Annotated in this window: 12 protein-coding genes; all 12 read left to right on the top strand. The window is 58.9% G+C overall.

The annotated features are described in order from the left end of the window. Positions 1 to 82: 82 nt before the first annotated feature. The 12 genes from ACR0AD_RS17625 to ACR0AD_RS17570 all read left to right on the top strand — a co-directional run bounded on the left by ACR0AD_RS17625 (position 83) and on the right by ACR0AD_RS17570 (position 12488). On the top strand, positions 83 to 1870 hold the full coding sequence (locus tag ACR0AD_RS17625; RefSeq protein ID WP_480488723.1) for a NapC/NirT family cytochrome c: 1788 nt from the start codon (positions 83 to 85) through the stop codon (positions 1868 to 1870). A gap of 54 nt (positions 1871 to 1924) precedes the next feature. Beyond that, a complete protein-coding gene (locus ACR0AD_RS17620; RefSeq protein WP_480488725.1) occupies positions 1925 to 2326 on the top strand; it encodes a cupredoxin domain-containing protein in 402 nt (133 codons plus the stop codon). A 201-nt stretch (positions 2327 to 2527) separates the two neighbouring features. Continuing rightward, a complete protein-coding gene (cobA, locus tag ACR0AD_RS17615; RefSeq protein WP_480484311.1) occupies positions 2528 to 3289 on the top strand; it encodes a uroporphyrinogen-III C-methyltransferase in 762 nt (253 codons plus the stop codon). A 46-nt stretch (positions 3290 to 3335) separates the two neighbouring features. Next, positions 3336 to 3665, top strand: coding sequence for a c-type cytochrome (locus ACR0AD_RS17610; protein ID WP_480488726.1), 330 nt, complete (start codon positions 3336 to 3338; stop codon positions 3663 to 3665). Further along, complete coding sequence (locus ACR0AD_RS17605) at positions 3662 to 4807, top strand: cytochrome D1 domain-containing protein (RefSeq protein WP_480488728.1); 1146 nt, start codon at positions 3662 to 3664, stop codon at positions 4805 to 4807. Before ACR0AD_RS17610 ends, ACR0AD_RS17605 begins: the two co-directional genes overlap by 4 nt. Positions 4808 to 4810: 3 nt before the next feature. Next, the gene (gene ahbB / locus ACR0AD_RS17600; RefSeq protein ID WP_480488730.1) at positions 4811 to 5800 is read left to right on the top strand and encodes a siroheme decarboxylase subunit beta; all 990 of its coding nucleotides are present in this window, start codon (positions 4811 to 4813) and stop codon (positions 5798 to 5800) included. Further along, positions 5797 to 6246, top strand: coding sequence for an Lrp/AsnC family transcriptional regulator (locus ACR0AD_RS17595; RefSeq protein WP_480488731.1), 450 nt, complete (start codon positions 5797 to 5799; stop codon positions 6244 to 6246). Before ahbB (ACR0AD_RS17600) ends, ACR0AD_RS17595 begins: the two co-directional genes overlap by 4 nt. Next, the gene (gene ahbB, locus ACR0AD_RS17590; RefSeq protein WP_480484307.1) at positions 6243 to 6725 is read left to right on the top strand and encodes a siroheme decarboxylase subunit beta; all 483 of its coding nucleotides are present in this window, start codon (positions 6243 to 6245) and stop codon (positions 6723 to 6725) included. The genes ACR0AD_RS17595 and ahbB (ACR0AD_RS17590) overlap by 4 nt, the downstream gene beginning before the upstream one ends. Before the next feature lie 4 nt (positions 6726 to 6729). Beyond that, entirely contained in the window at positions 6730 to 7944 is a 1215-nt protein-coding gene (gene nirJ / locus ACR0AD_RS17585) for a heme d1 biosynthesis radical SAM protein NirJ (RefSeq protein WP_480484306.1), read from the top strand. 76 nt (positions 7945 to 8020) lie between these two features. Then, complete coding sequence (locus ACR0AD_RS17580) at positions 8021 to 9544, top strand: cytochrome D1 domain-containing protein (RefSeq protein ID WP_480488733.1); 1524 nt, start codon at positions 8021 to 8023, stop codon at positions 9542 to 9544. Continuing rightward, positions 9501 to 9764, top strand: coding sequence for a hypothetical protein (locus ACR0AD_RS17575; RefSeq protein WP_209507042.1), 264 nt, complete (start codon positions 9501 to 9503; stop codon positions 9762 to 9764). Before ACR0AD_RS17580 ends, ACR0AD_RS17575 begins: the two co-directional genes overlap by 44 nt. Positions 9765 to 10310: 546 nt before the next feature. Further along, the gene (locus ACR0AD_RS17570) at positions 10311 to 12488 is read left to right on the top strand and encodes a 4Fe-4S binding protein (RefSeq protein ID WP_480488735.1); all 2178 of its coding nucleotides are present in this window, start codon (positions 10311 to 10313) and stop codon (positions 12486 to 12488) included. The last annotated feature ends 7 nt before the right edge of the window (positions 12489 to 12495 follow it).

Genomic DNA, 12495 nt, shown 5'->3' with positions numbered 1-12495 from the left:
CCCTTTCCTCGTTTGACAGATCCGCCAAACTCACCGGCCTGCCACCCAAGGCCAGACAAGACAGCCAAAACGGAGCCCGGATATGACTTCCGAACCGGATAAGAAAAAACCGATCTGGCGCCGGTATTTCCTGTGGGGAATGCCCGTGGCCGGCATTGCTGCGGCTTTCGCCGCCGGCATCATCTTCTGGGGTGGGTTCAACACCGCCATGGAAGCCACGAATACCAAGGAATTCTGTGTCTCGTGCCACGAGATGCGGGATTTTGTTTATGCGGAATATCAGGGCACGATCCACGACGTGAACCGGTCGGGCGTTGGTGCGGTCTGCTCAGACTGTCACGTGCCTAAGGACTGGACCCATAAGATCATTCGAAAAATAAAAGCCTCGAAAGAGCTTTATGGAAAGATGGTCGGCACCATCAACACCCGAGAGAAATTCGAAGCCAAGCGCATTCATCTTGCCATGAATGAGTGGGAGAGGATGAAATCAACGGACTCGCGTGAATGTCGAAACTGCCATGACTTTGAATCGATGATGCCTGAATTCCAGCGTCCGCGTGCACGTCAGCAGCACCTGAACGCAATGGAAACCGGTCAGACCTGTATCGACTGCCACAAGGGCATTGCACACTCGAACATCCGAGACCGCGCATCCGACGAATATCTGGAAGAGCTTGAAGCGCCAAATCCGGCCTTCATTCGACCAATTCCGCCAGAATACCTTGCCAGCCTTGAGCGGATCGAAGCCAAGGAAGCTGCCGAGGCCGAGGCTGAGAAAGCTGCAAAAAAAGCCCAGCAGGAGGCCGTTCAGGCCCAGATTGCGGCAGCAGTTGATGCCGCTGTCGCGGAAGAGCGGGCAGCGGCTGCAACCGATGGTTCGGCAACACCTGCCAGCAATGAAAGCGGCGATGTCGGAGGCAACATCGACTGGAATGCAGTGGCCAGTGCCGACTTGAAACTGTTCTATCCAGGCCAGGCGTCGTTTGAATGGGTGCAGAACGGAAAAACCCATGGCGGGGCCCGTCCGCTGACCAAAGGTGGCGATCAATGTTCGACCTGTCATGCCAAGGAACTGGATGCGATTGGTAACAAGATTGTTGCCGGTGGCGAGCTGGAACCCACTCCGATCCCCGGCAAACGCGGTGTGATCGACGCAACCGTTCAGGCGGCACATGATGACGAAAACCTGTACATCCGTCTGCAATGGCCGGATGTGGGGCACAACCCTGCTCCGTTTGTCGATGGCGGCAAAATGGATCCTGAAAACCAGATCAAGGTCGCTATGATGATCACTGGAACCGGTATCGAACTGGGCGATCAGGTCGGGTGCTGGGCGTCGTGCCACGCCGACAACACCTATATGCCCTTTGCGCCTGAGGCCGATGCAATTGCCGCAAACGGGGATGTTTCCGGTCGCCTGACCGCTCAGGACACCGTGACCAAGTACCTCAGCGAAAGCCGCACCGAGATCGAGATCAAAGGTCGAGGCGGCAAGGCTTTGGGCGGTTGGGACAAGTTGCAGGCCGCCGAACAAATCGAGCAGTATCTGGCTGACGGCACCTATCTTGACCTGATGCGTGTCTACGCGGACGGCAGCGCCACAAATGGTTATCTGCTGGAACAGCGGGTGGTCAATGATGGTGAGATTGCAGCCTCGGCAAACCTGTCTGGTGGCATGTGGACGGTTGTTTTCACACGTCCGCTGAACTCGGGCGCACCCGGCGATGTTCCGCTGGAGGCCGGTCAAACCTATACGGTCGGTTTTGCCATCCATGATGACTTTGCCGCCGCACGGTTCCACCACGTAACGCTGGATACCAGCCTAGCGCTCGACGACGACAGCGCGTTTATCAACGTGGTCAAGCAATAACAGTTTGGGGCCGGTTCTCCCGGCCCCAATTACTTTGGAAAGGAGACATGGACCATGAAACCCCACCGCCTTCTTCCCGCGCTGCTGCTTCTTGCCGCGCCAGCCTGGTCAGATGAAACCGCCGAGATCTGCGCCGAAGCCGAAGAACGTTATGTCGAGCTGTTCGGCCACCCCTCGGCCTCGGTCGAGGACGCCAAAGTGGTTTTGATGTACAACTACAATTTCTGCCCGTTCGAACTGACCGTAAAGGCAGGTACAACTGTCCGATGGGTGAATGTCGACAAGCGCACCAGCCACAGTGTGTTGCTGAAAGATGGCAGCGAACCCGAAAGCGACCGGTTGTTCCCGGAAGAAACGGTTGAAATGACCTTCCTGACACCCGGCCCTCAGGATTATCTCTGCGGGCCCCATTGGGAGACACAGAACATGATCGGGGTGATCACTGTCGAGCCCTGATCCCGGGTGTTTTCATAGGCTGAACAGAGGGGCGCGGGCGCAAATCCCGCGCTCCTTAACTTATGTCAAGGAGGTTGGTTTTCGATTGCGCCAATCTGCCCTCATGACACGCCCGGCCTACCCAGCAACGTCCCGCAAAAGCATTGGATTCGCGCAGGAAACCCCGGGTTTCGAAGACATTCAGACCCAGCGAGTTTGAACATGAGCGGTAAGGTTTTTCTGATTGGTGCAGGCCCCGGCGACCCCGAGCTGATGACGCTGCGTGCCCTGCGAATGCTGCAGGAAGCAGATGTGGTGGTCTATGACAGGCTGGTGTCTGCTGATATCCTGAATCTGCACGCCGAAGGCGCGCGGCTGATCCCTGTTGGGAAAGCGCCCAAATGCCACACCGTCCCACAGGACCGGATCAACGAAATCCTTCTGGAAGAGGCCAGCGCAGGTCACACGGTCGCCCGTCTGAAAGGTGGCGATCCGATGATCTTTGGCCGCGGCTCGGAAGAAGCCGCTTATCTGATGGCCCATGGCGTGGCGGTCGAATACGCACCGGGGATAACGGCGGCGCAGGGCGCGTCCTGCTCGACCGGCGTGCCGCTGACCCATCGCGGTCTGGCCACCTCGGTTCAATATGTTACCGGACACCGGCAGGCAGACAAAGTGCTGGATCTGGACTGGAAACGCCTGGCCGACCCGGACACGACACTGGTGGTCTATATGGGTGTGGCCAATATCGGCCAGATCGCCATGGGGCTGATGACCGAAAACCTACCGGGATCAACACCGGTTCTGGCCATCGGAAATGCGACGACACCCGATGAACGCCGGCTGGTGTCACGGCTGGACCAATTGGCCAACGACGTGCGCACCTCCGGGTTGAAGGCACCAACGCTTTTCATCATCGGCAAAGTTGTCTCACTCTACGCCGAACAGCCCGTGGCGAACATTCTGGAACGGGCTCATGGCTAAGCTAGGGTGCAGAAATCGTGTGCCGTGTCCCGCGCCGAACAGAAATGTGCCCGGCCACAAGGGGTGGGTCGCCCGAACCTTTCTGACAACTGCGGTTCTGGCCGCAACGTCCGCCTTTGCTGCCGATGTCATTGATCCCAACGCACTGAAAAGACTTGTGCATCAGGATTGCGGCTCGTGCCACGGGTTATCGCTGAAAGGCGGCCTGGGGCCTGATCTGCGCTCGAAAACACTGGAGCATTATGACGCCGAGGTTTTGACCGGCGTCATCCTTGACGGCATCCCCGATACGGCGATGCCCCCGTGGCGGCCCCTGATCAGCGAAGAAGAGGCCGAATGGATTGCCCGATACCTGCTGGAACAGGAGGCACAATGAAACACCTTATCCTCAGCCTTGCGGCGACATTGATGATGACCACGGCCCAGGCCGAGCCGATGGCGACAGGAGACCTTGGGCTGGTGATCGAACGTGCCAGCGGATCGGTCCTGTTGGTGGACCAGTCCGACCGTGCAGCTCTGGCCCGGATAGAAGGATTGGGCGATCTGTCCCACGCCTCGTTGGTCTATTCACCGGATGAACGTTTTGCCTATGTCTTTGGCCGTGACGGAGGCCTGACCAAGGTTGACATTGTCACCCGCCAGATCGTGAACCGTGTTGTGCAGTCCGGAAACGCCATTGGTGGCGCAATCTCGGACGATGGCGCCTTTGTAGCTGTATCGAATTACGAACCCGGCGGTGTGCGCGTGTTTGATGCGCAAACGCTGGAGATGGTGGCTGACATTCCCACCGGCAGCAAAACGATTGGTCTGGTCGACGCGCCGGGCCGCCGTTTCGTTTTCACAATGTGGGACACCGGCGAGACATGGATCGCGGATTTCGCACAAGGCGCGCCCGAGATCACCAAGATCCCCGATATCGGCAAGAACCCTTATGACGCGCTGATCACTGCCAATGGCCGCACCTATATCACCGGCCTGTTTGGCGAGGATGGTCTGACCGCGCTTGATCTGTGGTCCGACAACCCGGAACCGATCCGCGTTCTACCCGGCTATGGCCGTGGTCAGGAGGAAATGCCGGTCTACAAGATGCCCCATCTGGAAGGTTGGGCGCTGACAGGGTCCGAATTTGTCTTGCCCGCCGTTGGCCACCACGAGGTTTTGTGGATCGACGCCACCACCCTGACCGAGACCGGACGCACGCAAACCTACGGACAGCCGGTTTTTGCCATGGCCCGCCCGGACGGGCGGCAGGTCTGGGTTAACTTTGCCCACCCGCTGAACGATACCATTCAGGTCATCGATACCGTCAGCAAACAGATCATCCACGAATTCAAGCCCGGCCCGGCCGTTTTGCACATGGAATTCACGCCGCGCGGGCACGAGGTTTGGATCAGTGTGCGCGATGCGAACAAGGTCATGGTTTATGACACGCATAGTTTTGAAAAGCTGCGCGAGATCGAGGCCGAAAGCCCTTCGGGTATCTTCTTTACCGCGCGTGCGCACAAGACGGGTCTGTAAGTCATGCAACACATTACAGACCCGATCGACCGCCGCTTGCTGGATGAATTTCAGCGCGATTTCCCGGTGACCGAACGCCCGTTTCAGGTTCTTGGAAACGCACTTGGACTTGACGAAAGCGAAGTCATCCACCGCCTTTCAAGAATGCGCACTACGGGTCGCATCACGCGGGTTGGCGCAACCATCACGCCCGGCGTGGTGACGGCCAGTACGCTGGCGGCAGTGTCCGTCCCGGAGGAGCGGCTGGAAGAGGTCGCCGCCCTGATCGACGCCGAACCGGGTGTAAACCACAATTATCAGCGTGAGGATACCTGGAACCTCTGGTTCGTTGCAACCGGCCCGGATCGGGCGCATGTGGATGCTACCCTCGCACGGATCAGCCGGGTCACCGGGCTGCGGGTGCTGGATTTGCGGCTGGTGCGCCCTTTCAACGTTGATCTTGGGTTCCGCATGATCGGCGGGGTCAAAACCGTGCCTACAGCACGCCAGGTGGATGCAACTGCGATGCGCGAAGGTGATCGGTGTCTACTGCAGACGCTGAGTTCGGGACTGTCTCTGGTCGCTGAACCCTATGCAGATTTGGCACATTCACTGAACCGGGACGTTGATGATGTGATGGCGCGAGTCATCGCGTTGCATTCGGCCGGTATCATCTCGCGGCTGGGCGTCATCGTACGTCACCGGGCGCTTGGCTGGTCGGCCAATGCGATGGTGGTCTGGGACCTGCCGGCAGAGCAGATCGACATCGCTGGCCCCGCTTTGGCCGCTTTCCCAGGGGTGACCTTGTGTTACGAGCGCAACCCGGTGCCCGATGTGTGGCCATATCGCCTGTATTCCATGATCCACGCGCGGTCCCGCAGCGAAGCTTTGGACGTACTGGCCCGTGCGACGACCCTGTCCGAACTGACAGGTGCACGGAACAAGGTTCTGTTCTCTACCCGCTGTTTCAAGCAGACCGGTGCACTGATTCAAACCAAAGAGGTCGCCGCATGACGCTGGACCAAACTGACCGTGCGATCCTGAACCGTATGCAGGACGATCTGCCACTGGTTTCACATCCTTACGCAACAGTCGCCAAAGAACTTGACCTGTCCGAGGCCGAATTGCTGGCGCGCCTGACGCGCATGAAAGAGACACGCGTCATCACACGTTTTGGGCCGTTCTTCGATGCCGCTGCAATGGGCGGTGCCTTCTGCCTCTGCGCGATGGCCGTTCCAGCCGGGGAATTTGAAGCCGTAGTGACCAAAGTCAATGCACACCCCGAGGTCGCCCATAATTATGAACGCACGCACCGGCTGAACATGTGGTTCGTACTGGCCACTGAAACGCCCGAAGGAATCAGGGCCACAGCCGATGCAATCGAACGGGAAACGGTGATCGAGGTTCTTTGTTTCCCCAAACTTCAGGAATTCTACATCGGCTTTCGGGTGGCGGCATGATCGACGCAACAGACAGACAGATTATCCAAGCGCTACAGGGCGGATTGCCTCTGGTTTCTGCCCCATATGCTCAGGTTGCTGATGATCTGGGGATGCAGGAAGCCGATCTGCTTGAGAGGCTGTCAGCCCTCAAAGCGCGCGGCGTAATCCGCCGCATCGCGGCCGCCCCCAACCACTACAAGCTTGGCATGACCTCGAACGGCATGACTGTCTGGGATGTCGAAGATGACCGCATCGCCGAATTGGGCGCTCAGATCGGTGCTCTACCCTTTGTCACCCATTGCTATGAACGCCCGCGCGCCCTGCCCGACTGGCCCTACAATCTGTTTGCCATGGTTCACGGATCGGATCGGGATGAAGTCGAGGAAAAACGCGCCCAGATCACTATGATCCTGGGTGATGCCTGCCGGGCCAAGGATATCCTCTATTCCACGCGCATCCTGAAAAAGACCGGGCTGCGCCTGAAAAAGAAAGGCTGAGACGATGTTCCGCCTGACCGAATACATGCACCAGCTGGTCAAACCGACCCCGGTGCGAAAACGCCGCCCCGGTCCTGTGAAACCGGTTGTAATCTGGAACCTGACGCGGCGCTGCAATCTGAAGTGTCGTCATTGCTACACCGTCTCGGCGGATGTTGCGTTCCCGGGCGAGCTCAGCCACGAGCAAGCCATGGTAACCCTTGAGGATCTGGGCCAGTTTCGCGTCCCGGCCCTGATCCTCTCGGGTGGGGAACCACTGGACAGGTTCGATTTCTTCGACATTGCCAAACGTGCCCGCGACATTGTGCCGATGCTGGCGCTGTCGACCAACGGGACACGCATTCATGATGAAACAGCCGACATGATTGCCGACGTTGGTTTCAACTACGTTGGCATCTCGTTGGATGGGATCGGGGCCACGAATGACTGGTTCCGCGGTGTTGAAGGGGCTTTTGCCGACGCCCTGCGCGGTGTGCGCGAATGCAAGAGGCGCGGCATCAAGGTTGGCTTGCGGTTCTGCCTGACCGAAGGCACGCAGCATCACCTGCCGGACCTGCTTCAGCTATGCGATGACGAGGGCGTCGACAAGTTTTACCTGTCGCACCTGGTTTATGCCGGGCGTGGTGACAAGAACCGTGGTGAAGATGCCGAGCATCAGCGCACCCGCAAGGGAATGGATCTGCTGTTGGAGCGCGCGTGGGAGGCTGCCTCGGGCGGTCGCCCGCTGGACATCGTAACCGGCAACAATGACGCAGATGCGGGGTATTTTCTGAACTGGATTCGTGCGCATTTCGACGTTGACAAGGCTGCGCATGTCCGCGAGCATCTGGCCGCTTGGGGAGGAAATTCCAGCGGTTTGGGTGTGGCCAATATCGATAATCTGGGCCGGGTCCATCCTGACACCTACTGGTCTGATTACACAGTCGGCAACGTCAAGACGACATCGTTTTCCGAGCTTTGGACCAGCGACGATCCGATGCTGGCCATGCTGCGCACGCGTCCGCGCCCCCTCAAGGGGCGCTGTGGGGCCTGTGAGCTAAAGGATGTCTGCGGTGGCAACACCCGCATCCGGGCCCTGCAACTGACCGGTGATCCCTGGGCCGAAGATCCGGCCTGTTACCTGACAAACGAAGAAATCGGTGTTGACGACGCAGGCGAGCGTCTGCGGGTCACGCCGTTCCGGGGGAAAAGCCATGATCCGGCGCATCAGTTCTTTTGATCCTGTCTGCTTTGAGCCTTCGACATGGGCGCCAGAGACACGTAGCGGAGCCTCCGGCGGGAGTATTTTTGAAAAGATGAAGGTCGTGTTGATGTGTTCTGTACTGGGCGCCGGTGGTGCCTGGGCGGATGCACCAACGGATTATGCCGAGCATTGTGCGTCCTGCCACGGTGAAAACCGCCTGGGCGGTGTGGGTCCGGCACTGATCCCAGAGACGCTGCAGCGCATGCGTGGGCCGCGTATCGCGGCGGTGATTGCGGAAGGGCGCGCGGCGACGCAAATGCCTGCTTTCTCGCACGAACTCGATGCTTTGCAGATTGAAGAGCTGGCCGGCTGGTTGAAATCACCGCTGGAAACCGACCCCGAATGGGGCGAGGCCCATATTATGGACAGCCGCACGCTGGATGACGGTTATGTCCCGGTTGATGCGCCAGTGTGGTCAAGTGACCCGATGAACATCACCCTGGTGGTCGAAACCGGGGATCATCATGTCAGCGTGCTGGATGGTGACACGTTTGAGGTTTTGGACCGGTTCGAGACACCCTTCGCGGTTCACGGCGGGCCGAAGTTCAGCCCGGATGGGCGTTACGTTTTCATCATGTCCCGGGATGGCTGGGTTCAGAAATACGACATCTGGGCCCTGCAACAGGTGGGGCGCGTACGGGCGGGGCTTAACAGCCGAAACATCGCAATGTCCGGTGACGGCAAGTGGCTGGCCGTTGCGAATTATCTGCCAAACAGTCTGACCCTGCTGTCGACCGAAGACCTGTCGGTGGCAAAAGTCATTGCGATCAAAGGAAAAGCGGGGAAATCCAGCCGCGTATCCGCGGTGTATCAGGCCCCCCCGCGCGAGAGCTTTGTTCTGGCGCTCAAGGATGTTCCCGAGATCTGGGAGGTCTTTTACGGAGCCAACCCGCCGCAATCCGGGTTGGGTCACGACTTCCGCATCGAAGGGCAGTTCAAGAACACCGACCCCTTCCCGGTGCGCAAGATCACCACGCCCGACTATCTGGACGATTTCTTTTTCGATCAAAGCTATGAATACGTCATGGGTGCCGCGCGCGATGGCAAGGGCGGACAGGTGATCGACCTTGTTATTGGGCACAAGGTGGCCGATCTGGACTTGCCGGGGATGCCGCATCTGGGCTCGGGAATTACGTGGAAACATGGCGATACGACCGTTATGGCCACACCGCATCTGACCGACGGCACGGTGTCGGTGATCGACATGGAGACTTGGGAAACCGTCAAGCGGATCAAGACCGAAGGGCCGGGCTTCTTCATGCGGAGCCACGAAAATTCGCCTTACGTCTGGGCCGATGTCTTCTTTGGCCCCAACAAGGATGCCATGCATGTGATCGACAAGCAAAGCCTTGAAATCGTAAGGACTTTGCGCCCTGCACAGGGCAAGACCGTGGCACATGTCGAGTTCACAAAGGATGGCCGCCACGCGCTTGTATCAATCTGGGAAGATGACGGCGCGGTGATTGTTTATGATGCGCAGACGCTGGAAGAAGTGCGCCGCCTGCCGATGCGAAAACCGTCTGGGAAGTACAATGTCTGGAACAAAATCACCTTCTCGGAAGGCACCAGCCACTGAAGGCAAATGGCCGGTCTGGAAACTGGCAATTCTGCTTTATCCAGCCACCATGTTGACCGTGGCCATCAACCTGTTTCTGGCCGGTCTGATCCTGCACAGCGCCGGTTTCGGGGTGATTGGACCGGTTCCGGCAATCCTTTGGTCAATACCTTTAGGCATACCCGCGTCCTGGTTGGCAGGGCGATGGGTGCGTGGGTTGATGGACGAAGCGGACGGCTGAAGGGAAATTCCAAAGGCCTGACGAAAGTCAAGTATCGGACAGGGAAAACCGCCTACGACTCGGGAAAGAATACCGAGTTGGATTCTCCATGCCTGCCTTTAACTCTTTCCACACCCTCCCTGTTCGCGCATTACGCGCGGCGTGTGGACTGGCAGGTATTTTCCTTCTGTTGTTGCAAATGCTTGGCCCGGTTCTGGCGAGTCCCGGTGAGAGCATGTGGGTGGAGATCTGCTCGGAGGCGGGCGCGGTCTGGGTTCAAGTTGACCTTGAAGAAGAAGGCGACAACGATCCAACCGCGCCCTGCCCGAAATGCGCGGACTGTGCGCTTTGTGCGGTGACGGTGTCAGCACCGATGCCGGGCGCTTTGCAGCCCGCAAGCGTCGGAAATGTTCAAAATGTACGTTTTGAACATGGGGGGCAGTGCATTTTGTACAGCCCCAAACACCTGTGGCCCGAAACCCGGGGGCCCCCGTTCACGACCCTAGAAGAATCTGAACGCGCCCCGCGCGCGTCCATGGCGTCCACCCAATTGATCGGAGGTGCGCCGTGGTCATAAGTCGCGCAATCCATTTCCTTCTGGCCCTCATTCTGTCCTGCGGTGTCGCAATCAGTGCACGCGCCGACAGTCTTGCCAGCTTTCTTCCTGACATCGATCCGGCTGACCTGGCCCCGGGTGCCGACGCGTTTGGCCCGGTACGCAGCGACGTGAAGGTTGCCCCGGTCCTTCGGGGTGGCGAGACCATTGCGTGGGCTTTTCTGACTTCGGACTTTGTCGGCACAACCGGATATTCCGGCAAACCCATTCACGTGGTTGCCGCCATCGACGCGGATGCTGTTCTGACCGGTGTTCAGCTGGTCAAGCATTCCGAACCCATCGTGCTGATCGGCATTCCCAATTCCCGGATGGTTGAACTGACCGAAGGCTATGCGGGCCTTGACCTGAAACGAGAGGCCGAGACCGGGGGTGAGGGGCATGACCTAGACATTATCTCGGGTGCGACCGTGACGATCATGGTGATCGATGACAGCCTTGTGCGCGGAGGGATCAAAGTGGCCCGCGCGCTGGGGCTGGGCGGATTGTCTCCGGTGCAGGCTGGAGGTCCGAAGCGCGAAGTCGATATGGCGCAGGATGCCATTTACGACTGGACCACATTGTCTGGAGACGGCTCGGTCCGGCGGATGACGCTGGATGTCGGGCAGGTCAATGCCGCCTTTGAAGCCACCGGGGATCAGCGCGCGATCAAGCGACCCGAACCGGGCGCGCCGGATGACACCTTCATCGACATGCACATGGCGCTTGTTTCGGTCCCGTCTATCGGCAAGTCGCTGCTGGGTGAGGCTGAATACCAGAACCTGACCAACTGGCTGGACGAAGGTGAACAGGCCATTCTGGTTCTGGGGCGCGGGGCCTATAGCTTCAAGGGCTCGGGCTATGTCCGGGGTGGGATCTTTGACCGGATTCAACTGATCCAGGGCGACAGCTCGGTGCGGTTCTTTGACAAGCAGCAGCGCCGTCTGGGTGAGGTTGCCGCGCCAGATGCCCCCAGCTTTACCGAATTGGATATCTTCAAGATTCCCGCTGATGCCGAGTTTGACCCGGCCGAGCCGTTCCGCCTGCAATTGCTGGTGCAGCGTGCCGTCGGGGCGGTTGAAAAGACCTTTCTGACCTTCGATCTGGGATACAAACTGCCGGAACAGTACCTGTTGCCCGTCACCGCGCCTTCGGTCGTGGATGATGCAACAGGCGAAGCGGCCGCCAAGGCCGCCCTGTGGCAGCGCATCTGGAAGGATCGCACCGTCGAGATCGCCGGGCTTGGTGTCATGCTGCTGGTGCTGACGGCCACGTTCTTCTTCCAGTTCCACGCCACGATGAATGCGCGCGTCTTCTACTGGTTCCGCATCGGGTACCTGACGATAACCCTGTTCTTCATCGGCTGGTATGCCAATGCACAGCTGAGCGTGGTGAACCTGATGGCGCTGGCGGGCAGTTTGCGCACGGGGTTCTCGTGGGATGCGTTCCTGCTGGATCCGCTGGTCTTTATCCAGTGGTTTGCCGTGGCCGCAGCCCTGTTGTTCTGGGGTCGTGGGGCCTATTGCGGATGGCTGTGCCCGTTTGGCGCGCTTCAGGAGCTGACCAACAAGATCGCGCGGGCGCTGAAAGTGCCGCAATGGACTTTGCCCTGGGGCCTGAACGAGCGTCTCTGGCCTGCGAAATACATGATCTTTCTGGGTCTTTTTGGCCTGAGTTTCGTATCGATCCCGCTGGCCGAGCAATATGCCGAGATCGAGCCGTTCAAGACCGCGATCATTCTGAAATTCATGCGCGACTGGCCGTTTGTGGTCTTTGCGCTGGTCCTGCTGGGGATCGGGCTGTTCGTTGAACGGTTCTATTGCCGCTATCTTTGCCCGCTGGGCGGAGCGCTGGCGATCCCTGCCCGTATCCGCATGTTCGACTGGCTGCGCCGCTACAACGATTGTGGCACGCCCTGTCAGACCTGCGCCAATGAATGCCCCGTTCAGGCGATCCACCCCACCGGTGAGATCAATCCGAACGAGTGCGTCACCTGCCTGCATTGTCAGGTGCTCTATCAGTCCGAGGACAAATGTCCCGTCGTTATCCGCCAACTGAAACGGCGGGCCAAGACCGGGTCGGTCACACCTAAGACCCCCCTCGGGCAACCACCGGCGAACCATCCGAACGCCAAACCGAAAACCGTTTCCTAAAAAGGAG

This window comes from Ruegeria sp. BH8 (assembly GCF_056538065.1).
The sequence above is the reverse complement of the archived record's forward strand: the minus strand, read 5'-3'. Positions and strand labels throughout refer to the sequence as shown.

What these genes read in the sequence shown, in the direction of transcription:
- ACR0AD_RS17625 (WP_480488723.1), top strand. Translation starts at nt 83, where the DNA reads ATGACTTCCGAACCGGATAAGAAAAAACCGATCTGGCGCCGGTATTTC.
- ACR0AD_RS17620 (WP_480488725.1), top strand. Translation starts at nt 1,925, where the DNA reads ATGAAACCCCACCGCCTTCTTCCCGCGCTGCTGCTTCTTGCCGCGCCA.
- cobA (WP_480484311.1), top strand. Translation starts at nt 2,528, where the DNA reads ATGAGCGGTAAGGTTTTTCTGATTGGTGCAGGCCCCGGCGACCCCGAG.
- ACR0AD_RS17605 (WP_480488728.1), top strand. Translation starts at nt 3,662, where the DNA reads ATGAAACACCTTATCCTCAGCCTTGCGGCGACATTGATGATGACCACG.
- ahbB (WP_480488730.1), top strand. Translation starts at nt 4,811, where the DNA reads ATGCAACACATTACAGACCCGATCGACCGCCGCTTGCTGGATGAATTT.
- ACR0AD_RS17595 (WP_480488731.1), top strand. Translation starts at nt 5,797, where the DNA reads ATGACGCTGGACCAAACTGACCGTGCGATCCTGAACCGTATGCAGGAC.
- ahbB (WP_480484307.1), top strand. Translation starts at nt 6,243, where the DNA reads ATGATCGACGCAACAGACAGACAGATTATCCAAGCGCTACAGGGCGGA.
- nirJ (WP_480484306.1), top strand. Translation starts at nt 6,730, where the DNA reads ATGTTCCGCCTGACCGAATACATGCACCAGCTGGTCAAACCGACCCCG.
- ACR0AD_RS17580 (WP_480488733.1), top strand. Translation starts at nt 8,021, where the DNA reads ATGAAGGTCGTGTTGATGTGTTCTGTACTGGGCGCCGGTGGTGCCTGG.
- ACR0AD_RS17575 (WP_209507042.1), top strand. Translation starts at nt 9,501, where the DNA reads ATGTCTGGAACAAAATCACCTTCTCGGAAGGCACCAGCCACTGAAGGC.